Annotated in this window: 25 protein-coding genes and 1 pseudogene; 18 read left to right on the top strand and 8 right to left on the bottom strand. The window is 71.4% G+C overall.

Annotation, left to right across the window (positions count from 1 at the left end):
- Window positions 1-37 precede the first annotated feature (37 nt).
- Together ACZ6TD_RS31665 and ACZ6TD_RS31660 are read left to right on the top strand one after the other, a co-directional pair.
- Window positions 38-172: a cupin domain-containing protein gene (locus ACZ6TD_RS31665; RefSeq protein ID WP_471343597.1), complete on the top strand. Its 135-nt coding sequence runs from the start codon at window positions 38-40 to the stop codon at window positions 170-172.
- Window positions 145-602 (top strand): annotated as a pseudogene (locus ACZ6TD_RS31660) (helix-turn-helix transcriptional regulator); the annotation flags it as partial. The gene ACZ6TD_RS31665 and the pseudogene ACZ6TD_RS31660, both read left to right, overlap by 28 nt.
- Here the strand turns inward: ACZ6TD_RS31660 and ACZ6TD_RS31655 are convergent.
- Window positions 599-802, bottom strand: a complete 204-nt coding sequence (locus ACZ6TD_RS31655) for a DUF397 domain-containing protein (protein ID WP_471343595.1) — start codon at window positions 800-802, stop codon at window positions 599-601. The pseudogene ACZ6TD_RS31660 and the gene ACZ6TD_RS31655 sit on opposite strands and share 4 nt — an antisense overlap.
- Before the next feature lie 10 nt (window positions 803-812).
- Window positions 813-1,649, bottom strand: coding sequence for a helix-turn-helix domain-containing protein (locus tag ACZ6TD_RS31650; RefSeq protein WP_471343593.1), 837 nt, complete (start codon window positions 1,647-1,649; stop codon window positions 813-815).
- Between the two features lie 155 nt (window positions 1,650-1,804).
- Here ACZ6TD_RS31650 and ACZ6TD_RS31645 point away from each other — a divergent pair, with 155 nt between their 5' ends.
- Window positions 1,805-2,224, top strand: a complete 420-nt coding sequence (locus ACZ6TD_RS31645) for an ATP-binding protein (RefSeq protein WP_471343591.1) — start codon at window positions 1,805-1,807, stop codon at window positions 2,222-2,224.
- A gap of 76 nt (window positions 2,225-2,300) precedes the next feature.
- Entirely contained in the window at window positions 2,301-3,233 is a 933-nt protein-coding gene (locus ACZ6TD_RS31640) for an oxidoreductase (protein WP_471343588.1), read from the top strand.
- Window positions 3,234-3,264: 31 nt separating this feature from the next.
- Here the strand turns inward: ACZ6TD_RS31640 and ACZ6TD_RS31635 are convergent, their stop codons facing one another.
- A complete protein-coding gene (locus tag ACZ6TD_RS31635) occupies window positions 3,265-4,266 on the bottom strand; it encodes an NADP-dependent oxidoreductase (RefSeq protein WP_471343586.1) in 1,002 nt (333 codons plus the stop codon).
- 70 nt (window positions 4,267-4,336) lie between these two features.
- Between ACZ6TD_RS31635 and ACZ6TD_RS31630 the strand changes: the two genes are divergently transcribed.
- On the top strand, window positions 4,337-5,434 hold the full coding sequence (locus ACZ6TD_RS31630; protein ID WP_471343584.1) for a GlxA family transcriptional regulator: 1,098 nt from the start codon (window positions 4,337-4,339) through the stop codon (window positions 5,432-5,434).
- Between the two features lie 75 nt (window positions 5,435-5,509).
- Here the strand turns inward: ACZ6TD_RS31630 and ACZ6TD_RS31625 are convergent, their stop codons facing one another.
- The 3 genes from ACZ6TD_RS31625 to ACZ6TD_RS31615 form a co-directional block, all read right to left on the bottom strand.
- Entirely contained in the window at window positions 5,510-5,926 is a 417-nt protein-coding gene (locus ACZ6TD_RS31625) for a hypothetical protein (RefSeq protein WP_471343581.1), read from the bottom strand.
- A 68-nt stretch (window positions 5,927-5,994) separates the two neighbouring features.
- Window positions 5,995-6,156: a hypothetical protein gene (locus ACZ6TD_RS31620; RefSeq protein ID WP_471343579.1), complete on the bottom strand. Its 162-nt coding sequence runs from the start codon at window positions 6,154-6,156 to the stop codon at window positions 5,995-5,997.
- 113 nt (window positions 6,157-6,269) lie between these two features.
- Window positions 6,270-6,545: a hypothetical protein gene (locus ACZ6TD_RS31615; RefSeq protein WP_471343576.1), complete on the bottom strand. Its 276-nt coding sequence runs from the start codon at window positions 6,543-6,545 to the stop codon at window positions 6,270-6,272.
- Between the two features lie 233 nt (window positions 6,546-6,778).
- Between ACZ6TD_RS31615 and ACZ6TD_RS31610 the strand changes: the two genes are divergently transcribed.
- From ACZ6TD_RS31610 to ACZ6TD_RS31600, 3 genes are all read left to right on the top strand, one after another.
- Complete coding sequence (locus ACZ6TD_RS31610; RefSeq protein ID WP_471343573.1) at window positions 6,779-7,525, top strand: DUF6879 family protein; 747 nt, start codon at window positions 6,779-6,781, stop codon at window positions 7,523-7,525.
- 21 nt (window positions 7,526-7,546) lie between these two features.
- Window positions 7,547-8,395, top strand: coding sequence for a helix-turn-helix domain-containing protein (locus tag ACZ6TD_RS31605; protein ID WP_471343572.1), 849 nt, complete (start codon window positions 7,547-7,549; stop codon window positions 8,393-8,395).
- Between the two features lie 185 nt (window positions 8,396-8,580).
- On the top strand, window positions 8,581-9,414 hold the full coding sequence (locus ACZ6TD_RS31600) for a putative protein N(5)-glutamine methyltransferase (RefSeq protein WP_471343570.1): 834 nt from the start codon (window positions 8,581-8,583) through the stop codon (window positions 9,412-9,414).
- 582 nt (window positions 9,415-9,996) lie between these two features.
- Here ACZ6TD_RS31600 and ACZ6TD_RS31595 read toward each other — a convergent pair.
- Entirely contained in the window at window positions 9,997-10,437 is a 441-nt protein-coding gene (locus ACZ6TD_RS31595) for a MarR family winged helix-turn-helix transcriptional regulator (protein WP_471358204.1), read from the bottom strand.
- 204 nt (window positions 10,438-10,641) lie between these two features.
- Here ACZ6TD_RS31595 and ACZ6TD_RS31590 point away from each other — a divergent pair, with 204 nt between their 5' ends.
- The 10 genes from ACZ6TD_RS31590 to ACZ6TD_RS31545 all read left to right on the top strand — a co-directional run bounded on the left by ACZ6TD_RS31590 (window position 10,642) and on the right by ACZ6TD_RS31545 (window position 20,889).
- Window positions 10,642-11,466: a CoA transferase subunit A gene (locus ACZ6TD_RS31590; protein ID WP_452878308.1), complete on the top strand. Its 825-nt coding sequence runs from the start codon at window positions 10,642-10,644 to the stop codon at window positions 11,464-11,466.
- Window positions 11,463-12,293: a CoA-transferase subunit beta gene (locus ACZ6TD_RS31585; RefSeq protein WP_471343568.1), complete on the top strand. Its 831-nt coding sequence runs from the start codon at window positions 11,463-11,465 to the stop codon at window positions 12,291-12,293. Before ACZ6TD_RS31590 ends, ACZ6TD_RS31585 begins: the two co-directional genes overlap by 4 nt.
- Window positions 12,290-13,480 carry a thiolase family protein gene (locus ACZ6TD_RS31580; protein ID WP_471343567.1) on the top strand — a complete coding sequence of 397 codons (1,191 nt, stop codon included), beginning with the start codon at window positions 12,290-12,292 and terminating at the stop codon, window positions 13,478-13,480. Before ACZ6TD_RS31585 ends, ACZ6TD_RS31580 begins: the two co-directional genes overlap by 4 nt.
- Window positions 13,481-13,523: 43 nt before the next feature.
- The gene (gene pcaH, locus ACZ6TD_RS31575; RefSeq protein WP_471343565.1) at window positions 13,524-14,291 is read left to right on the top strand and encodes a protocatechuate 3,4-dioxygenase subunit beta; all 768 of its coding nucleotides are present in this window, start codon (window positions 13,524-13,526) and stop codon (window positions 14,289-14,291) included.
- Window positions 14,291-14,881: a protocatechuate 3,4-dioxygenase subunit alpha gene (pcaG, locus tag ACZ6TD_RS31570; RefSeq protein WP_471343564.1), complete on the top strand. Its 591-nt coding sequence runs from the start codon at window positions 14,291-14,293 to the stop codon at window positions 14,879-14,881. The genes pcaH and pcaG overlap by 1 nt, the downstream gene beginning before the upstream one ends.
- A 25-nt stretch (window positions 14,882-14,906) precedes the next feature.
- A complete protein-coding gene (gene pcaB / locus ACZ6TD_RS31565) occupies window positions 14,907-16,175 on the top strand; it encodes a 3-carboxy-cis,cis-muconate cycloisomerase (RefSeq protein WP_471343563.1) in 1,269 nt (422 codons plus the stop codon).
- Window positions 16,176-16,451: 276 nt separating this feature from the next.
- On the top strand, window positions 16,452-17,693 hold the full coding sequence (gene pcaDC / locus ACZ6TD_RS31560) for a bifunctional 3-oxoadipate enol-lactonase/4-carboxymuconolactone decarboxylase PcaDC (protein WP_471343561.1): 1,242 nt from the start codon (window positions 16,452-16,454) through the stop codon (window positions 17,691-17,693).
- Between the two features lie 117 nt (window positions 17,694-17,810).
- Window positions 17,811-19,076: an ABC transporter substrate-binding protein gene (locus ACZ6TD_RS31555; RefSeq protein WP_471343559.1), complete on the top strand. Its 1,266-nt coding sequence runs from the start codon at window positions 17,811-17,813 to the stop codon at window positions 19,074-19,076.
- Window positions 19,076-20,002, top strand: coding sequence for a carbohydrate ABC transporter permease (locus tag ACZ6TD_RS31550; protein ID WP_471343558.1), 927 nt, complete (start codon window positions 19,076-19,078; stop codon window positions 20,000-20,002). The genes ACZ6TD_RS31555 and ACZ6TD_RS31550 overlap by 1 nt, the downstream gene beginning before the upstream one ends.
- A complete protein-coding gene (locus tag ACZ6TD_RS31545; protein WP_471343556.1) occupies window positions 20,002-20,889 on the top strand; it encodes a carbohydrate ABC transporter permease in 888 nt (295 codons plus the stop codon). The genes ACZ6TD_RS31550 and ACZ6TD_RS31545 overlap by 1 nt, the downstream gene beginning before the upstream one ends.
- Here ACZ6TD_RS31545 and ACZ6TD_RS31540 read toward each other — a convergent pair whose 3' ends face one another.
- Complete coding sequence (locus ACZ6TD_RS31540; RefSeq protein WP_471343554.1) at window positions 20,890-21,324, bottom strand: FCD domain-containing protein; 435 nt, start codon at window positions 21,322-21,324, stop codon at window positions 20,890-20,892.
- Between the last annotated feature and the right edge of the window lie 56 nt (window positions 21,325-21,380).

The raw sequence follows: 21,380 nt of genomic DNA, 5'->3' as shown, positions 1-21,380 counted from the left end.
TAGGGGAAACGCTCCGCTGCATAGGAGTTCGTCTACGATGACATCCGTGGATCCTTTGAGTGCGCTACTGCGTGGAATCCGGGCCGAGGGCTCGGTCGTCAGCCACGCCGTGCTGGAAGCGCCCTGGACCATCCGCTTCGTCGACGGCGCCCGGCCGGCTCCCAGGCTCTGATGGACCGACTGCTGGACTGGGCCCTGGTGTGCACGCTGCGTACCTGGTTCGACCGGGCGGGCTCGGAAGCCCCCGACTGGTATCGCGGCCTGGCCGACCCGATCCTCGCCCCGCTCTCGAAGCCTTCCACGCCCGGCCCTCCGAGAGATGGACGGTAGAGGCGCTCGCCACCGAATCCGGTGTCTCCCGAGCGCTGTTCGCCAAACGCTTCACCAAGGTGATGGGTCGCCCGCCACTGACCTACCTCACCGAATGCCGTATGGACGAGGCCGACGCACTCCTGTCCGACACCGACTCCTCCATCGTTCAGATCGCCAAGTCTCTCGGCTACGCCGATGCCTTCGGCTTCAGCGCCGCCTTCAAACGCCACCGGGGCGTGAGCCCTAGCGCCTTCCGCGCCCGTAACACCCATGGCACAGCCGCTGGCTAGCTGTCGAACTCGCCGTCTCGGACGGCATCCACGAACGCCTGCCAGGCGGACGGCTCGAAGAGCAGCGCCCCGCGCTCGCGGTCCTTGGTGTCGCGGACGGCCTGACGGCCGGTGGGAAGGATGCCGTGTTCGACGCAGCCGCCGGAATTTCCGCTGTATGTGCTCTTATGCCACGTCACGCCGTCCAGTTCGTGTATCACGGTCTGCTTCCTAGAGGAGGTCACGGATGTACTGCTGAGAGTCGGCGGGAGGTAGTGCGGCGGCCGTCAGTTCGTCCCAAGCCTTGGAGTACCTCTGCACGTCCCGACGCTGCTCCAGCAAATTACCACCCGTAATGTGCTCCAACCAGACGACATCCGCTGGGGGTTCACCACGCTGACGGAAGATGGTGAATGGCGGGTACACATCCACCGGTAGAGCCGCGCCGAGCGGGAGCACCTGAATGTTCACGTTGCTCCGCTCGGCATCCTTCTGGAGCTGTTCGAGCTGTTCACGGACGACCTCCGCCGAGCGGCCAAGACGGTGCAGGGCAGGTACATCGATCACCGCTCGTAGACGGAATCCCGCGCGGTCGTTCAGCAACTCCTTGCGCTTCATCCTCGTCTCCACGAGGACTTCAATACGCTCGGGCGGGTGCACCGCAAACGTCTGGCGCATGTACGCCTCGGTCTGCAACAGGCCGGGAATGACCACGGACTCGTAAGAACACACCAGCTCCGAGTCCGCTTCGAGAGTCAGGTAATCCCGCAGGTTGTCGTCCAGCAGCGGCCCTTGGTTGCTCCACCAGTCGACCTTGTGAATCTCCCTGGCCAGTCGCCTCAGGCTTGCGCACTGACGCTCGTCCTCAACCCCGTAATGCTTCAGCAGCACCGTCAGGTCCAGCGGGCGGATGCCACGCTTCCCATTCTCGATCTGGCTGATCTTGGGCTGCCCACACTCCAGCACCTCGGCGGCTTCTTGCACCTTCAGTCCCGCCTCGATGCGCAAGCGGCGTAGTTCCGCGCCGAGCCGACGGCTGCGCATCGTGGGCATATCCCTCTGATCCATGGCCGCATGCTGCCCGGCGGCTTCAGAGCCTCACAAGCGCGTTGGCTATTCCTTCACCCGTATGAGTGGCATCAAAGGAATAACTTGCCCAGGCGTTGAGTGAGGGTCCACGATCGGCGGCATTCACCGACCGTCACCGAAAGGCCGTGCCCGCCATGGCAGTTGAAGAGGTCCCCCAGAGTTACGAACAGCACCTGCACGTCGACCCTCGGATACTGTGCGGAATTCGCCGCATCATCCGTGCCCACCTGCGCCTCTGGGGCCGGGACGACCTGATCGACGCCGTGGCACTCTGCGTCACGGAAGTGCTCACCAATGTCCCCAAGCACACTGGTTCCCCCGAGTGCCGCCTCCGGTTATGGAACACCGAGGACGGCGTCCACACGACCATCAGTGACACCGACTCCACTCTCCCCACCGTGTCCGAACCGGACTGGTGCGCCGAAAGCGGCCGGGGCATGTTCCTCCTCAGCAGCACCGCCTACCGCTGGGCGGCGCTTCCCACGCCCACTGGCAAGGACGTGTGGTTCGAGTGTCGCTCCGCACGCCTCGCACCTTCACCACCCCGCCCTTAGGCTGTCGCCGGACACAGGGGCTACCGACGCGTAGCGCAGGCCGCGACAGACGCGACAGACGGCGAAGGAGCGCGTGATGAAGGGCTGGACCGCGAGCGACATTCCCGATCAGACCGGCCGCACCGCCGTCGTGACCGGCGCCAACAGCGGGCTCGGATTCGTCACCGCACGGGAGTTGGCGCGGCGCGGTGCGCGGGTGGTGCTCGGGTGCCGCAGCGAGAAGCGGGGGGACGAGGCGGCCGAGCGGATCCGGGCGCAGGCGCCGGGCGCGCGCGTGACGGTCGCGCCGCTGGACCTCGCGGATCTGGGGTCCGTACGGGCCTTCGCGGCCGAGCACAAGGGCGACCGGCTCGATCTGCTGATCAACAACGCGGGCGTGATGGCCCTCCCGCACAGCCGGACCGCCGATGGCTTCGAGACGCAGTTCGGCGTCAACCACCTGGGCCACTTCGCGCTGACCGGGCTGCTGCTGCCGAAGCTGCTGGAGGCGGGCCCGGGAGCGCGGGTGGTCACCGTCTCCAGCTTCATGCACATGCTGGGGACGGTGGACCCGCGCGACCTGAACATGGAGCGGAGGTACCGGCGTTGGGTCGCCTACGCCCGCTCCAAGTCCGCCAATCTCCTCTTCACCCACGAGCTCGCCCACCGGCTGCGCGCGGCGGACGTCCGCCTGGTGGCGGCCGCCGCGCACCCCGGCTACGCCGCGACCAACCTCATGTCCGCCGCGCCGAAGATGGAGGGCCACCGGGCGAAGGAACGGTTCATGGAGATCGGCAACCGCTACTTCGCCCAGAGCCCGGAGCAGGGCACCCTCCCCGTCCTGTACGCGGCGACCGGGCCTGACGTCCGTCAGGACGACTTCTTCGGCCCGCCCCTCCAGGGGCTGTGGCGCGGCTCCCCCGTCCGCTCGGCCCGCGCCAAGTGGACGCTCAGCGACACGGCGGGGCGGGGGTTGTGGGCCGCGTCCGAGCGGCTGACGGGGGTGCGGTACGAGGCGCTCGCGAGCTGAGCCACGTCCGCCGCTTTCGAGCCGTCCCGCCTCAGCGCACGGTGATGACCAGCTTGCCCGTGGTGCGGCCGGTCTCCCCCTGAACGTGGGCCCGCGCGCCTTCGGCGAGGGGGAAGGTGCCGGAGACGTGGGCGCGGATCCTGCCCCGTGCCACGAGCTCGGCGATGGCGCGCATCCCGGCCTGGTCGTGCTCCACGAGCAGGGTGACGGCGCGGACCTGTGCCTTCTCCGCCGCCGCCCGGGTGTCCTCGGCGGGCGGCACCAGGGAGACGAGGGTGCCGCCGGGGCGGAGCACGTCCACGGAACGGGTGGCGGTCTCCCCGCCGAGGGCGTCGAGGACGACGTCGTAGGGCTCGTCGGTGTCGGTGAAGTCCTCGGAGCGGTGGTCGACGCAGGCATCCGCGCCGAGTTCGCGCAGGAAGTCGTGCTTGGGGGCGCTCGCCGTCCCGGTGACGTGCGCGCCGCGCTCCTTGGCGATCTGTACGGCGAGATGGCCGACACCGCCGGCCGCGGCGTGGATCAGCACGCGCTGCCCGGCCCGGAGGTCCGCGGTGTCGACGAGGGCCTGCCAGGCGGTGAGCGCGGCCAGCGGCAGCGCGGCCGCCTGGACGTGGTCGATCCCGGCGGGCTTGGCGGCGAAGGCGCGGGTGGGGCCGGTCACGTACTCGGCGTGGGAGCCGACCCCGTACGGGTAGGGCAGCATGCCGAACACCTCGTCGCCGGGCCGGAAGAGGGTGACGCCGAAGCCGGTCTCCACCACGGTGCCGGAGACGTCCCAGCCGAGGGTCAGCGGCGGGGGCGGCAGGAAGATGCTCAGGGCGCGGTGCTTGAAGTCCGTGGGGTTGAGTCCGGCCGCGTGCACGGCGACGAGGATCTCCCCGGGGCCGGGCGCGGGGCGCGGAAGCTCGGTCAGCCGCAGGACCTCGGGGCCGCCGAGGGCCGTCTGGTGCAGGGCGAGCATCGCGGGGGCGGAGTCCGGGGCGGCCCCAGGGTCTACGGAGTCGAGGTTCTCAGGGGTGTCGGTCGAAGTCATGCCCCGATCCTGGCCGTACGGTCCGGCCCGGGGCGATGGCCAGAAGGTCAGCCTCCGATACATTCCTGCCATGCCCATCACCCCTGCCGCCCACCGCGCTCCCGGCCCCCGCGGCGCTCCCGGCCCCCGCCCCGCGTCCGCCGCACCCACCCGGGCCCGTGACCTCGCCGATCGCGCGGCCGTACTGGACCACCTGATGCACCCGGACCCACGGCCCGGCGCCCACAGGGTCGTCGTCCTCGCCCTCGACGGCGTCTACCCCTTCGAACTCGGTATCCCGCACCGGGTCCTGGGGTCCGCCGACGGCCGCTACGAGGTGCTGTCCGCGAGCGCGGACGGGCGGCCCGTGCGTACCGACTCGGACCTGACCGTCACCCCCGGGCACGGCCCCGAGGTGCTGGCCGAGGCGGACACCGTGGTCATCCCTCCGTACGCGATCTCCCGGGCCTCGGCCGCCGCCCCGGACCCGCGGGCCCTCGCCGCCCTGGCCCGCGTCCGCCCCGGCACCCGTCTGGTGTCCATCTGCACCGGCGCCTTCCTGCTGGCCGCCGCCGGTCTCCTGGACGGGCGCCGGGCCACCACCCACTGGGCGCTCACCGACCACTTCCGGGAGCTGTTCCCCCGGGTCGAGCTCGACGCCGGTGTGCTCTTCGTCGACCACGGTGACGTGCTGACCTCCGCGGGGGCGGCGAGCGGGGTCGACGTCTGCCTGCACCTGGTGCGCCAGGACCACGGCAGCGAGGTGGCCAACCAGGTCGCCCGCTGCTGCGTCGTGCCGCCGTACCGGGACGGCGGGCAGGCGCAGTACATCGAGCGGCCGCTGCCGCCCGCGGGCGACACCGGCACCGGGCCGACCCGCGACTGGGCGCTGCAACGGCTGGAACTCCCGCTGTCGCTGGACGAGTTGGCCGCGCACGCGGCGATGAGCACCCGTACCTTCGCCCGGCGCTTCCGGGAGGAGACCGGCCTGAGCCCCGGCCGCTGGCTGACCCAGCAGCGGCTGCGGCGGGCGCGGCACCTGCTGGAGTCCAGCGACCTGCCGGTGGAACGGGTCGCCCACGAGGTCGGCTTCGCCACCGCCACCTCGCTGCGGCGGCACCTGGCGGCGGAGGCGGGGGTCGCCCCGTCGGCGTACCGGCGCACCTTCCGTGCCCCGGGTGCATCGTGACCCTTCACCTTCACCTTCATTTGTCACCTTTCCGCCGTCGTCACCAGGCGAGGCCCTCGCGAGCTGAGTACCGAGTCACGTCCGGCGCTGCGGACAGCCGATCTCGGGTCGTAAGCGGTGGGGTCCGCAGCCGACCAGGCATACGGAGAGAAACCGCTGTCCCGTGAGGTACCAGCCCCCGACGACGTCCTCCCCGCCCGCGACGGCCTCGGCCGCGCCCCGAACCCTCGCGGAGAGCGTTTCGGGGGCGCGGTCGTACGCGGAGACGAAGGACGCGGCGTGCTCACGGGCCCGGGTGCCGAACCAGTCGGCGGCTTGGGTGGAATCGGTCCAGGTCCCCTGGATGAAGGAGGGCGGCTTGAGCAGCCAGTGGGCGACTTCGAGGGGAACGACCTTGGCGGCCCTGAACTCGGGGTGCATGGGTCGCCTGGGTCCGTCCTTGAGGAGGTCGTGACCCGAGCCGAGCCAGGTGTAGCCGTGATGGTGGTGCACATGTTCCGCCTTCGCTGGCCGAAGAGGGCAGCCCCGCGCGGCGGCGGAACTGCCCCTTCCCATCGGGGTTACTGACGGCCGCAGCCGTCCCCGCCACCGCATCCGCCGCCCGAAGGGGGCGACGGCGCGTCGGTGTCGGGCATGGTGTCGCCGTCGTCCGGGTCCTGCCGTAAGACGGTCTTGTGTCCTGCCAACCGCATCGGGATCATTCCGTTCTGTGCTGTCGGCACGAGGGCTCTCCTCGCGCCGTCGTGCACGTGCACCCGTTCCGGCTGGGCTCGACCTGCCAGGGCTCCGGTCCAGTCGGTACGGGGGTTCACGGGGGTGGCGGGGAGCGCGCCGCTTACGTCGAGGCGGCCTTCTTCGTCTGCTCCTCCAGGGCCGCCCGCATCAGGACGTCCGCGAGCCGGTTCGCGCTGTCGAGGGGGATGCGGCCGAGGGCCACCAGCGGATGGCCGGACACCGTGAGTTCGCCCCGCAAGGTCGGCCAGTACAGCTCCCCGCCCTCGACGCCATGCGGTACGTCCGAGGTGAAGCCGAGCCGCTGCAACGCCTGGCGTAGCAGCTCGGCCACGGCCTGGGCCTCGGCTCTGGCCGTCCGGTGTCGGTCGGAACGCATTGCCTCGATGTCCTGTTCGCGGATTCGCATCGGTCACCTCTCCCGCCATTTCTGCGTGAACGGGACGTTAGGGATGAGGAACCGGGGAGCGCGATGCGATGTTCTCGAATGTTCTCGACCCTGAGGGATATGTTCTTGACTGATCTCACGCAGGGTCAGAGGAGCGCTACCGAGCGCAGCCATGGGTGCGACATGCTCGTGGTGTCCAGATCAACGAGGAAGGACGTGATCACATGGCGCGTCGACTGCGCTTCAATGGCACCGGCTCACACAATGGAGCCTGCCCCACCGTGCATGAAGACCTGGACAGCGGAGAGATCGTCATCCACGGCACACCGCTCACCGACCCGGAGGACGTCGGCCAGCTTCAGCACCTGGGCGAAGGCGATGTGCCGATCGTGGTGCCGCGCGAACTGCTGGTCGACTTCGGCCCCAAGGAGGTCACGCGCAAGCCTCGCATCATCGACTTGGACGCCTTCAGCGATCTCTTCAAAAAGTTCGACCACACCGCGTGGCGACTGGAGACCCGACGCAGGTTCGCCTCGGACGAAGCCACGGACACTTACGCGCAGTTCATCGCGGGCGAGCCGGTGCAATGGGATTACGACCACCCTTGGTGCACCAATGTCCGGGCGCAGACAGAGCAGGGCAAGCGCTTTGAGCGTGTGCGCATCGTCGACAACCCTCCCACTCCCGGGCAGCGCTATCTGCTTGAGGGCGCCAAGCGGAACTGTGCCATGGGGGAGGACATCCGCAACCTGTGGCGTACGGACGCCGACCGGCTGCGGTTGCCCGCCGAAGACTTCTGGGTCTTCGACTCCAGGTTTGTCGCCCTCCTCAACTTCGACGACGAGGACAACCTGCTCGACGTTGAGGTAATCACCGAGCCGGTGGCTGTCAACCGCTATCTCCAGGTTCGAGACGCGGCATGGCACTACGCCGTCCGGTACGACACGTTCGCAGCGGGACTGACCACGTAGGTTGCAAGTACCGTGTGACCGGTGAGCACTGACTTTCAGCAGGCGCGGGTGGCCCTAGGAGCGCGGCTTCGGGAGCTGCGTGCGTCATGCCCGGGAGGTCGGCTCACCGGTACCCAACTCGCGGAGCGGCTGGGCTGGCCGCACTCCAAGATCTACAAGCTGGAAAACGGGCGCCAGACAGCGACAGCCGAGGATCTGCGCGCCTGGGCCACGGCAACCGATCAGCCGGAAGCGGCCGAGGAACTGCTCTCCCGGTTCAACGGACTGGAATCCCACATCCGATCGTGGCGCCGCCAACTGGCCGCCGGGCACAAGCCCGTTCAGGACACGATCAACGCAGAGCACCAGCGCTCGACCACACTGCGCGGCTGGGAAAACTGTGGCGTGGCGGGCATGCTCCAGACGCCCGACTACGCACGCGCGGTCTTCACCCAGAACGCCGACCTGCACAAGTCTCCACGAGACACCGAAGCTGCGGTACGCGGTCGGCTACGGCGCCAGGAAGGGCTGTACGACTCGCGCAAGCGGTACCGGATCATCATGTGGGAAGGAGCACTCCTTGCTCGCGTCTGCCCGCCGTCGGTGCTCGCAGCCCAGCTCGACCGGCTGATGAGCGTCATCGGCCTGGATACGCTTGAGCTGGGCATCGTGCCCTTCGCCGCGCCCTTGAAGATCCAGCCCGCCAACGGATTCTGGATCCACGACGAACGGCTGGTGCTCGTCGAGGACTGGCACGCCGAGCTCTGGATCAACGACGCCGACAGCATCGCCCTCTACCTCCGCGCCTGGAACACCCTCCGCGAATCCGCCGTCTTCGGCGCCGACGCCCAGCGCCTGATCAATGAGGCCCGCCGGGCGCTGAACTCCTGACCGCCGCCACGTCGGGGCATCGGGTAATGTGGCCGACACCCGTACGCACCGAGGAGGTGAGACCCATCAAGGCCAGTTCAGGCTGGGTGCTCGCCCTTGACGGCCGTGCGGTCGCCGTGACGTACGACGCGGCATAGCCGACCGGCGGGAGCGCCCCAGGCATCCCGAAAGGTTTTCCGGGCTCCATGTCGGCTTCACCTTCACCTTCACCTTCACCTGTCACCTTTTCCGCCGTCGTCACCAGGCTCCGCGCCGCCGGGTGCGTGTTCGCCGAGGACGAGGCGCGGCTGATCCTTTCCGCGGGCCACGTTCCGGCCGAGATCGACGCCATGGTGGACCGGCGCGCCGCCGGACTGCCGCTGGAGCACGTGCTCGGCTGGGCGGACTTCCGGGGGCTTCGCATATCCATCGACGCCGGGGTCTTCGTGCCGCGCCGGCGCACCGAGTTCCTGGTCGAGCAGGCCGTGCCGCTGGCCCGGCCCGGGGCCGTCGTGGTCGATCTGTGCTGCGGCTCGGGCGCGCTGGGCGCCGCGCTGGCCTCGGCCTCGGTCTCCGCCTCGGCGTCGGTCTCGGGCGGGGTGGAGCTGTACGCGGCCGATATCGACCCCGTCGCGGTGCGCTGCGCGCGGCGCAACGTCGCGGCGGCGGGCGGCACGGTGTACGAGGGCGACCTCTACGAGCCGCTGCCCGCCGCGCTGCGCGGCCGCGTGGACGTCCTGCTGGCCAACGTCCCGTACGTGCCCACCGAGGAGGTCGGACTGCTGCCGCCGGAGGCCCGGGTCCACGAGGCGCGGGTGGCGCTGGACGGCGGCACGGACGGGCTGGACGTCCTGCGCCGGGTCACCGCCGGGGCGGGCGACTGGCTGGCCCCTGGCGGCTCGCTGCTCTTCGAGACGAGCGGCCGTCAGGCGCCCACGGCGATGGCCATCGTGGCGGAGGGCGGGATGGAGCCACGGCTGGCCGAATGCGACGAGCTGGACGCCACGGTCATCATCGCTACCAGCCCATCGACCCCTTAGGGCCCGCCCGCCCGCGCGCCCTGCCCCCGCAGAGGGCGCTTTCCCCTGCGGGGTGTCCGGCGAGTCTTTCCCCTCCCCGCCCCTTCCCGTAACCAGGGGCTCCGCCCCTGGACCCCGGCGCCTGGGGCAGAGCCCCGCCACGCGGCGGAGCCGCACATATCGATCCCGCGGGAAGGGGCGGAGCCCCGCTCCGGGGCCTGGGGCGGAGCCCGGGCCCGGGGGCCAGGGGCAGAGCCCGGACGGCGTCAGGGGCGAAGCCCCGGTTCGGGGCCCAGGGGCAGAGCCCGGGCCGGGACCTGGGACGGAGCCCGGGTCCGGGGGCCAGGGGCGGAGCCCGGCCCTGCGTCAGGGGTGTCTGGGGCAGGGCCCCGGCCCGGGGTCTCGGGCGGAGCCCCGCTCCGGGGTCTGGGGCAGGGCCCCGCTCCGGGGTCTGGGGCAGGGCCCCGGCCCGGGGTCTGGGGCAAGGCCCCGGCCCGGGGTCTGGGGCAAGGCCCCGCTCCGGGGTCTGGGGCGGAGCTCCAGTTTCGGGAAGGGGCGGGGAGGGGAGCAGCCCGCCGCAGGCGCCCCAAACGCCCAGCGCGCCTAGGCCCGCAGGTCCTCCGCCGCGTCCGCGACCCGGGCGATCAGCCGCAGCAGGGTCTCCCGCTCCCCCTCGTCCAGCGGGGCCAGGAAGACCCGGTTCATCCGGGCCGTCCGGGTGACCAGCTTCCGGTGGACCCGGACGCCCTCCTCCGTCAGCCGCAGGACGTTGCGGCGGCCGTCGTCCGGGTCGCGTACCCGCTCCAGCAGGCCGCGCCGGGCCAGCCGGGCGACCAGGTCGGCGATGGTGGAGCGGTCGAGGTGGACGTGTTCGCTCAGCGTCCGCTGGTCGATCTCCGGCTTCTCCATCAGCGCGTTGACCACCGCGAACTGCGGCGAGGTGGTCTCCTCGGAGACCATCGCGCCCCACAGCAGGGAGTGCGCCTGCTGGAAGCGGCGGGCCAGATGCCCGGGGTGCGTGTTCAGATCCACCGCGCCGCCCATGCCGTGCCTCCCGGCTTCCCCACTACTCACGTGCTGGATTGCTCATTAGTCCGTGCACTGAGCGATTCTGCCCTGTGGAAGACCCCATGTCGAGAGGCCGACATTCGACCTAGACTCCCTTGACGAGCACACCACCCAATGACACCGTGCGAAACCGGCACCACATTAGTCAGCACACTGAGCATCCCGACCCGCGGAGTGACGATGGCCGACATCCGAAGCCTGCAGGACGCCGTGGCGGACCTCGTCCACGACGGGGACACCGTCGCGATGGAGGGATTCACCCACCTGATCCCGTACGCCGCCGCGCACGAGGTCATCCGCCAGGGCATCACCGACCTGACCCTCGTCCGGATGACCCCGGACGTCATCTACGACCAGCTCATCGGCGCCGGGCTCGTCCGCAAGCTGGTGTTCTCCTGGGGTGGTAACCCCGGTGTGGGCTCGCTGCACCGCTTCCGTGACGCCGTCGAGAACGGCTGGCCGCGGCCGCTGGAGCTGGACGAGCACAGCCACGCGGGCATGGCGAACCGCTATGTGGCGGGCGCCTCCAAGCTGCCGTTCGCCGTGTTGCGCGGCTATCGCGGCAGCGACATCCCGACCCGTACGGACACCGTCTCCACCGTCGTCTGCCCCTTCACCGGCGAGGAGCTGGCCGCCGTCGCGGCCCTCAACCCCGACGTCACCGTCATCCACGCCCAGCAGGCCGACCGGGCCGGCAATGTGCAGATGTGGGGGCTGACCGGGGTGCAGAAGGAGGCGGCGCTCGCGGCGGACCGGGTGCTGGTGACCGTGGAGGAGATCGTCGAGGAGCTCACACCACGCCCCGGCGGGATTGTCCTGCCGACGTGGGTGATCGACGCGGTGTCCGTCGTCCCCGGCGGTGCCCACCCCTCCTACGCCACCGGGTACTCGACCCGCGACAACGACTTCTACCAGGCATGGGACCCGATCGCCCGCGACCGCGAGGCGTTCTTGACGTGGATCGAGGACAACGTGCGCAACAGCGAGGGAGCTCTCACTCGATGACCGCGACCCCTGCCGGGACAACCGGCACCACCGGAACACCCGGGACACCCGGCACCACCGGCTTCACCAGCGACGAGCTGATGGAGGTCAACGCCGCCCGCGCACTCGCCGACGCCACCACCTGCTTCGTCGGCATCGGCCTCCCCAGCACCGCCGCCAACCTGGCCCGCGCCACCGTCAACCCCGGCCTCGTGCTCATCTACGAGTCGGGCACCATCGGCTCCAAGCCCACCCGGCTCCCGCTGTCCATCGGCGACGGCGAGCTCGCCGACACCGCCGACGCGGTGGTCCCGGTCCCGGAGATGTTCAACTACTGGCTCCAGGGCGGCCGGATCGACGTCGGCTTCCTCGGCGCCGCCCAGGTCGACCGCTACGCCAACATCAACACCACCGTCGTGGACCGCGGCCCCGGCAAGCCCGAGGGCCGCCTCCCCGGCGCGGGCGGCGCCCCCGAGATCGCCTCCAACTGCGGCAAGGTACTCATGGTGCTGCGCCACTCCACCCGCAACTTCGTGGAGCGGCTGGACTTCGTGACCACCCTGGGCCACGGCGGCGGCCCCGGCGACCGTAAGAAGCTCGGCATGCCGGGCGCCGGCCCCACCGCCGTCATCACCGACCTGGGCGTCCTGCGCCCCGACCCGGCCACCGCCGAGCTGGTGCTCACCGAAGTGCACCCGGACGTCACCGTGGAGCGGGTACGGGCCGCCACCGGCTGGGAGCTGAACGTCGCCGGCACCGTGGGCACCACCGAGCCGCCCACCCCCCAAGAGCTGGCGGCGCTGCGCGCCCTCAAAGCCGCCGGGAAGCCCGGGAAGGAGACCCGATGACCACCTCGCGTGACGTCTATATCGTCGACGCCGTCCGCACCCCCATCGGCAAGTACGGCGGCGCCCTGGCCGGGGTGCGCCCCGACGACCTGGCCGCCCATGTGGTGCGCGGCCTGCTCGCCCGCACCCCCGCCCTGGACCCGGCGCGCATCGACGACGTCTACTTCGGCAACGCCAACGGCGCGGGCGAGGACAACCGCGATGTCGCCCGCATGGCCGTACTGCTGGCCGGGCTGCCCGTCACCGTGCCCGGCGCGACCGTCAACCGGCTCTGCGCCTCGGGCCTGGAGGCCGTGCTCCAGGCCGCCCGCGCGATCGCGGTCGGCGACGCGCACATCGCGCTCGCGGGCGGTGTGGAGTCGATGAGCCGCGCCCCCTGGGTGCTGCCCAAGCCCGAGCGCGCCTTCCCCGCCGGGCACCAGCAGATGTACTCCACGACCCTCGGCTGGCGCATGACCAACCCGGACATGCCGCCCGAGTGGACCGTCGCCCTCGGCGAGGGCGCCGAGCTGATCGCCGACAAGCACGGCATCACCCGCGAGGCACAGGACGCGTTCGCGCTCGCCAGCCATGAGAAGGCGGCGCGGGCATGGAAGGACGGGGCGTACGAGGCCGAGGTACTGCCGTATCCGGACACCGAGCTCGTCCGGGACGAGACCATCCGCGAGAACACTTCGACCCAGGCCCTGGCCAAGCTCAAGCCCGCCTTCCGCAAGCCCGGCGGCACCGTCACCGCGGGCAACTCCTCGCCCCTCAACGACGGCGCGGCCGCGCTGCTGCTCGTCGACGAGGAGGGGCTGAAGGCCACCGGACGCGAGCCGCTGGCCCGGATCGGCGCCTCGGCCGTCACCGGTATCGAGCCGCAGTACTTCGGGCTCGGCCCGGTCGAGGCCGTACGCCGCGCGCTCGCCAAGGCGGGCCGCTCGTTCGCCGATCTGGCCACCCTCGAACTCAACGAGGCGTTCGCCGCGCAGGTACTGGGCTGCCTCGCCGAGTGGCCGGACCTCAATCCCGAGATCGTCAACCCGCGTGGCGGCGCCATCGCCATCGGCCACCCGCTCGGCGCCTCCGGCGCCCGGCTCGCCGGGGCCGTCGCCCATCAGCTCGCCGCCCGCGGCTCGGGGACGGGCCTGGCCACCTTGTGCATCGGCGTCGGACAGGGCCTCGCCCTCGTCCTGGAGAGGTAATCCCGGAACGGTAAAGGCTGGAAAGGTAAGGCTGACGGCAGACATGGCTCTCACCCAGTCCGACATCGACAGCGAACTCGCGCACCTACGGGAGTCGTACGACAAGGCGCGCGCCGAGGGCGCTCCCGCCACCGACCACCCGCCGCGCGACTTCCCCCCGTACCGCAGCAGTGTGCTGCGCCACCCCAAGCAGCCGCTGGTCGCGGTCCACGGCGACCCGGAGACCGTGGAGCTGCACACCCCGGTCTTCGGCCACACCGACATCACCGCGATCGACAACGACCTCACGGTGCAGCACCAGGGCGAGCCGCTCGGCGAGCGGATCACCGTCTCCGGACGGCTCCTGGACAGCCGGGGCCGCCCCGTCCGAGGGCAGCTCATCGAGCTGTGGCAGGCCAACGCCTCGGGCCGCTACGCCCATCTGCGCGATCAGCACCCCGCGCCGCTCGACCCCAACTTCACCGGTGTGGGGCGGACGTTGACCGGCGACGACGGTTCGTACCACTTCACCACCATCAAGCCGGGCGCGTATCCGTGGCGCAACCACGAGAACGCCTGGCGCCCGGCGCATCTGCACTTCTCCGTCTTCGGCTCGGCGTTCACCCAGCGGCTGGTGACCCAGATGTACTTCCCCGGCGATCCGCTCTTCGCCTACGACCCGATCCTGCAGTCGGTGACGGACGACTCGGCGCGGCAGCGGCTGGTCGCCCGTTACGACCACGCGCTGTCGCGGCCTGAGTGGTCGCTGGGCTACCGCTGGGACATCGTGCTGGACGGGCCGTCCGCCACATGGATCGAGGAGGGCCGCTGATGAGCGAGAGGCTCGCGCCCACCCCGTCCCACACCGTGGGCCCCTTCTACGGATACGCCCTGCCCTTCCCCGGCGGCGGCGAGATGGCCCCGGCGGGTCACCCCGGCGCCATCACGCTCCACGGCTATGTCCGTGACGGCGAGGGCGCCCCCGTCCCGGACGCGCTGGTGGAGCTGTGGCAGGCGGGGCCGGACGGCTCGCTCGCCGGGGCGGGCGGGTCGATGCGGCGCGACCCGGTGACCGGCGGCTTCCTCGGGCGCAACGGCGTGGACTTCACCGGCTTCGGCCGCATCGCCACCGACGCGGACGGCCACTGGACGGCCCGTACGCTGCCGCCGGGCGGCCCGGCCGCGCCCGCCGCGCCGTACATCAGCGTGTGCGTCCACGCCCGGGGGCTGCTGCACCACCTCTTCACCCGCGTGTACTTCCCGGAGAACGCCGAGGCCAACGCCGCCGACCCGCTCCTCGCCTCGCTGGATCCGGCGCGCCGCGAGACGCTGGTGGCGACGGCGGCGTCCCCGCCGGGGACCTATCGCTTCGACATCCGCCTGCAGGGCGAAGGGGAGACGGTTTTCCTTGAGTTCCGCTAGTCCTGGTACTTCCGGCAGCGACGACGTGGGACTGCTGTCACCGGTGCGGACCGGGTCGGCGGTGGAGGCCGCCACGGGCGACGCGGCGTTCCTGCAGGCCATGCTGGACGCCGAGGCCGCGCTGGCGCGGGTGGTGGCACCGGCCGGGGCGGCGGAGGCGGTGGCGGGCGCGGCCCGCGTCGAGCTGTACGACGTACGTGACCTGGCGCTGCGCGCCCGCTCCGGGGGCAACCCGGTCATCCCGCTGGTCGCCGAGCTCACGGCGGCGGTGGCCCGTACGGACGGCGAGGCCGCGTCGTACGTCCACCGGGGCGCGACCAGCCAGGACATCGTGGACACGGCCACGATGCTGGTGGCCGCGCGGGCGCTGCCGCTGATCGTGGCCGATCTGGAGCGTACGGCGGCGGAGCTGGCGCGGATCGCCGCCGCGCACCGGGACACCCCGATGCCCGGCCGCACCCTCACCCAGCACGCCGTGCCCACCACCTTCGGGCTGAAGGCGGCGGGCTGGCGGGCGCTCGTCCTGGACGCCCGCGACCGGCTCGCGGCGCTGCGGCCACCCGCCCAACTGGGCGGTGCGGCGGGCACGTTGGCCGCCTTCGACGGCGGGGTTCCGCTGCTGGGCCGGTTCGCCGAGGAGACCGGTCTCGCCGAGCCCGAACTGCCGTGGCACACCCTGCGCACCCCCGTCGCCGACCTGGGCACCGCGCTCGCCTTCGCCGTGGGGGCACTGGGGAAGGTGGCGGCGGATGTGCTGGTGCTCTCGCGGACGGAGATCGGCGAGGTGGCGGAGGGGGCGGGGGGCGGCTCGTCCGCGATGCCTCATAAGTCGAACCCGGTGCGTGCCACGCTGATGGCCGCCGCGGCCCGCCAGGCCCCGGGCCATGCCGCCACCTTGCTCGGCTCGCTCGCCGCGGAGGACGAACGGCCGGGTGGGGCGTGGCATGCGGAGTGGCAGCCGCTGCGGGAGCTGTTGCGGCTTGCGGGGGGTGCCGCCCGCGATGCCGTGGAACTCGCCTCCGGTCTGCGGGTCTTTCCCGAGCGGATGGCCGCGAACCTGGGGCTGACGGATGGGCTGATCGTGAGCGAACGCCTGATCGCCGTGCTCGCGCCGACGGTCGGCCGTGGCCGTGCGAAGGAGCTCTTGGCGGAAGCGGCGCGGGAGGGGAGGGGGCTGGCCGAAGCGCTGTCGGGCGTCCTACCGGCGGAGCGCCTACGCGAGCTGACGGACCCGACCACGTATGTGGGCGCGGCCCCCGCCCTGACGATGCGGGCCCTGGCCCGCGATGGGTAACCCTTGCGGGGGCCTGTTCCCCACCCCGCCCCTTCCCGAAACTGGGGGCTGCGCCCCCAGCCCCCGCTCCGGGGGCTCCGCCCCCGAACCCCCGCTCCTCAAACGCCGGAGGGGCTGGATATGCACCTGGTTGTGCGCAATCGTTCTTCCCCCAGCTACGGCTGGGAGGTGCCCCCTGGCGGAACGGGTGGGCACAACCCACCCACCGGCCCGCGCCCAGGCCGCCGCACAACACAACCCGCCCACCCACCGGAGCACCCCCGGAGCACCCACCCCATGACCAACACCCCACCCCACCACAACCTCACCGGACCCCCTACCGCCCCGCCCCTCATCCTCGGCCCCTCCCTCGGCACCTCCCTCGCCGTCTGGGAGCCCCAGCTCCCCGCGCTCGCCCGGGGGCACCGCGTACTGCGCTGGGATCTGCCCGGCCACGGCGGGTCCCCCGTCGCGCCGCTGCCCTCGGACGGCTCGGCCACCATCGACGATCTCGCCGCCCTCGTGCTGCGGCTCGCCGACGATCAGGGGTGGGAGCGGTTCGCGTACGCGGGGATTTCGATCGGCGGCGCGGTCGGGCTGCACCTCGCCGCACACCACCCCGACCGGATCAGCCGCCTCTCCGTCGTCTGCTCCTCGGCCCGGTTCGGCGACCCCGCCGTCTGGCGTGAGCGGGCCGCGCTCGTACGGGCCGAGGGGACGGAGGCGATGGTGGCGAGCCGTCCCGGCACCTGGTTCTCGCGCGGCTTCGCCCACACACCCGTCGGCGCCGCGCTGATCGAGGATCTGCGGGCCACCGACCGTGCGGGCTACGCCGCCTGCTGCGACGTTCTCGCCGCCTACGACATGACGGCCGACCTGGAGAAGATCACGGCGCCCACCCTCGTCGTCGCCGGTCGCGACGACCCCGCGACCCCGCCCGCCCACGCCCGCCGGATCGCCGACGCGGTGCCCGGCGCGAGCCTGCTGGAGGTCGCCGGGGCGGCGCACCTCGCGGGCGTGGAGCGGCCGGAGGCGGTCACCGGGGCGCTGCTCACCCACCTGGACAGCCCGGCACCCCCAGGGGACGACGCCTCACGCCACGCCGCCGGGATGGCGGTGCGCCGGGCCGTCCTCGGGGACGCCCACGTGGATCGCGCGGTGGCCCGGACGACCCCGTTCACCGCCCGCTTCCAGGACTTCATCACCCGCTACGCCTGGGGCGAGATCTGGACCGGCGACGGGCTGGACCGGCGGACCCGCAGCTGTATCACCCTCACCGCGCTGATCGCCCACGGCCATGACGCCGAACTGGCCATGCACATCCGGGCCGCGCTCACCAACGGTCTGACCCGTGAGGAGATCGGCGAGGTGCTGCTCCAGTCGGCGATCTACTGCGGCGTCCCGGCCGCCAACTCGGCCTTCGCCACCGCCCAGCGCGTCTTCGATGACATGGACCTCGACGTCGATGACGACGCCGACGCCGATGACGACATCGACGCCGACATCGACTCAGCGTCACATTCCGATACCGAAAAGTGACATCCCCCCGCAACACCTCTGTCGTAATCCGCCTCCATCGTTGATCGTTGTGTCGTACGAGACCGGGAGTCCGGGAGTCCGGGAGACCGAGACGGGGAGACGAGGGGGCGCACACCCATGTCCATGAGTCGCCGAAGGCTGCTGGGTGCGGGCGGAGGGCTGGCCCTGACGGGCGCGCTGGCCTCCGCCTGTGGGTCGAACACCGGACGGGACGGCGATGACCACGCCGGCCAGCCGGTGATCAAGCAGTGGTACCACCAGTACGGCGAGCCCGGCACCGAACAGGCCGTCAGGCGCTACGCCGACGCGTTCGACAAGGCGAACGTCCAGGTGCAGTGGCGGCCGGGCAACTACGACCAGCAGACCGCCGCCGCGCTGCTCACGACGTCCGGCCCGGATGTCTTCGAGGTCAACGGCCCGACGCTGGACCAGATCCAGGGCGGTCAGGTGGTCGACCTGACCGATCTCCTCAGCGAGGCCAAGGACGACTTCAACCCGGCCGTGCTCGCCCCGAAGACGTATCAGGGCAAGATCTGGGCCGTACCGCAGGTCATCGACACCCAGTTGCTCTACTACCGCAAGAGCATGCTCGAGGCCGCGGGGGTGGAGCCGCCGCGCAGCCTCGACGCGCTGATCGACGCGGCGAAGGAGCTGACCACCAAGGACGTCAAGGGGCTCTTCCTGGGCAATGACGGCGGCCCCGGCGTCCTCGGCGGCACCCCGCTCAACGCCGCCGGGCTCACACTGGTCACCGAGGACGGCAAGGTCGGCTTCGACGACCCGGCCGCCGCCCGGACGCTCGGCAAGCTGCGTCACCTCTACGCCGAGAAGTCGCTGCTGCTCGGGGCGCCCTCCGACTGGTCGGACCCGGCCGCGTTCACCCAGGGGCTCACCGCCATGCAGTGGTCCGGGCTGTGGGCGCTGCCGCAGGTGAAGAAGGCGCTGGGGGACGACTTCGGGGTGCTGCCGTTCCCCCGGGACGGGGCGCACGGCGCGCCCGCGGTGCCGGTCGGCGCGTACGGGGCGGCGGTCAGCGCCCGGGCCCGGGACAAAGCGCTGGCGAAGGCGTATGTGAAGTGGCTGTGGGTCGAACGGACCGACTACCAGGAGGACTTCGCGCTCCGCTACGGCTTCCACATCCCCGCCCGGATCTCGCTCGCCACGAAGGCCGCCAAGCTGCGGCAGGACGCGGCCGGTGAGGCGGTGCGCTACGCCACCGACCACGGCCATGCCGAGCCGCTGCTGTGGACCTCCGCGAGCCGGACGGCCTACCAGGACGCGCTGAGCCGGATCATCAAGGGCGGGGCCGACCCGGACGGCGAGCTGCGGTCGGTGGTCCGCAAGACCGAGGCCGAGCTGCGGCGCGTGAAGAAGAAGAGCTGATGCGGGGGACGTTCGTCCGCGGGCTCCTGGGCCCGCAGAACCGCCATCTGTGGTTCTGGATATTCGTCGGCCCGTTCGTCCTGGGGCTGACCCTCTTCACCTACGTCCCGCTGGCCTGGAGCGTCTACCTCAGCTTCTTCGACGCGCACAACACCGTCTCGCCCACGGACTTCGTCGGCTTCGACAACTACACGGCGATGCTGGGCGACGACGCGTTCACCGACAGCCTGGTGACCTTCCTGGTCTTCACGGCGTTCATCGTCCCGGCCACCTACGCGCTCTCGCTCGCGCTGGCGCTGATGGTCAACCGGCTGCGCTGGGCGCAGGCGTTCTTCCGGTCGGTGTTCTTCCTGCCGGTGGCGTGTTCGTATGTGGTGGCGGCGCTGATCTGGAAGATGTCGATTTTCAACGGGGTGCGCTTCGGGCTGGCCAACACCGTGCTGGACTGGTTCGGCGCCGATCAGATCGCCTGGCTGTCGACCACGGAGCCGCCCTGGTACTGGCTGGTCATCGTGACCGTACGGCTGTGGCTCCAGGCGGGGTTCTACATGGTGCTGTTCCTGGCCGGGCTGCAGCGCATCTCCCCGCGGCTGTACGAGGCGGCGGCCGTGGACGGGGCGCGGCCCGGCTGGCAGGTGTTCCGGCACATCACCTTTCCGCAGTTGCGGGCGACCTCGGTCGCGGTGGTGCTGCTGCTGGTGATCAACGCCTTCCAGGCGTTCGACGAGTTCTACAACCTGCTGTCGGACTCGCGCGGCTATCCGCCCTACGCCCGCCCGCCGCTGGTCTACCTCTACTACACGGCGCTGGGCCAGGGGCAGAACCTGGGCCTGGGCAGTGCGGGCGCGGTGATCCTGGCGCTGATCATCGCCGTGGTGACGGTGGTGCAGGCCCGCTGGTTCGGCCTGGGCCGGAAGGAGGACTGATGCCCACTCCCCCGAAGTCGCGCGATGTCCGGCGCCGGAACACCCGCGACGTCCGGGACGCCCTCGTCGGCGTGGGGCGCGCCGTGCGGCTGGTGCTGCTGCTCGCGCTCGCGCTGGTCTTCCTGATCCCGTTCTACCTGCTGGTGCGCAACGGTCTGTCGAGCGAGGCGGACATCACCTCGCCGGGGTGGACGTTCTTCCCGGGCGAGCTGCACTGGTCCAACGTCAGCGAGTTGTTCGACGACCCCAATGTGCCGATGGCGCACGCGCTGCTCAACTCCTCGCTGATCGCGGTCCTCACCACCGTGGGCACCCTGCTGCTGGCCTCGCTCGCCGGTTACGGCCTGGCCCGCATCCCGTACGCCTACGCCAATGTGGTCTTCTACTGGATCCTGGGCACCTTGATGGTCCCGGCGGCGGTCACCTTCGTGCCCGGCTTCGTGCTGGTCAGCTCGCTCGGCTGGGTGTCCACGCTGCGCGGTCTGGTGGTGCCCACGCTGTTCAGCGCGGTCGCGGCGTTCATCTTCCGCCAGTACTTCCTGGGCTTTCCCCGGGAGCTGGAGGACGCGGCGCGGGTGGACGGGCTGGGCTACTGGCGTACGTACTGGCGGGTCGTGGTGCCGAACTCCCGGCCGGTGTTCGCGGCGGTCGGCACGATCGTCTTCATCGGCGCCTGGAACTCCTTCCTGTGGCCGCTGGTCATCGGCCAGGACCGGGACGCGTGGACGGTCCAGGTGGCGCTGTCGACGTTCACCACCGCCCAGACCGTCAACCTCCATGAGCTGTTCGTGGCGGCGGCGGTGTCGATCGTGCCGCTGCTGGTGGTCTTCCTCGTGCTCCAGCGCTATATCGTCGCGGGCGTCGAGCGCACCGGGATCGACGACTGATCATGACTGAGGATGACTGAGGCGGAAGGCTGAGACGGACGGCCGGGCGGACGGCTGATGCGGACGGTGAGACAGCCGGCCGGGACGCCGATCAGTGGGCCGGGCCGTCGTCCGGCAGCGGGGCGTACCGCCGCAGCCAGACCTCGGTCTGGGACAGATGCGCGGTGGCGGCCGCGGCGGCGGCCGCCGGGACAGCCGCTTCTGCGCCTCGCGCAGCCGGGCGACCACCTGCTCGTCGGCGCGGGCGGCGGCCAGCGCGGCGGCCTGGGCCTCCAGGGGGCGGCGGACGTCGAACAGCTCCAGCAGCCCGTCGAGCGGCAGGACGTCCACGGTCGCGGCGAACCCGGCCAGCATCTGCCCGGGGCGCAGCGCCGATACGAAGGTGCCGGAGCCGTGGCGGGGCTCCAGCAGCCCGAGGGCGGCGAGGGAGCGCACCGCCTCGCGCAGCGATCCGCGCGAGACACCGAGCCGCGCGCAGAGCTCGGGCTCGG

The organism is Streptomyces yongxingensis, assembly GCF_055597465.1.
This window is presented reverse-complemented; position numbering and strand designations above follow the sequence as displayed.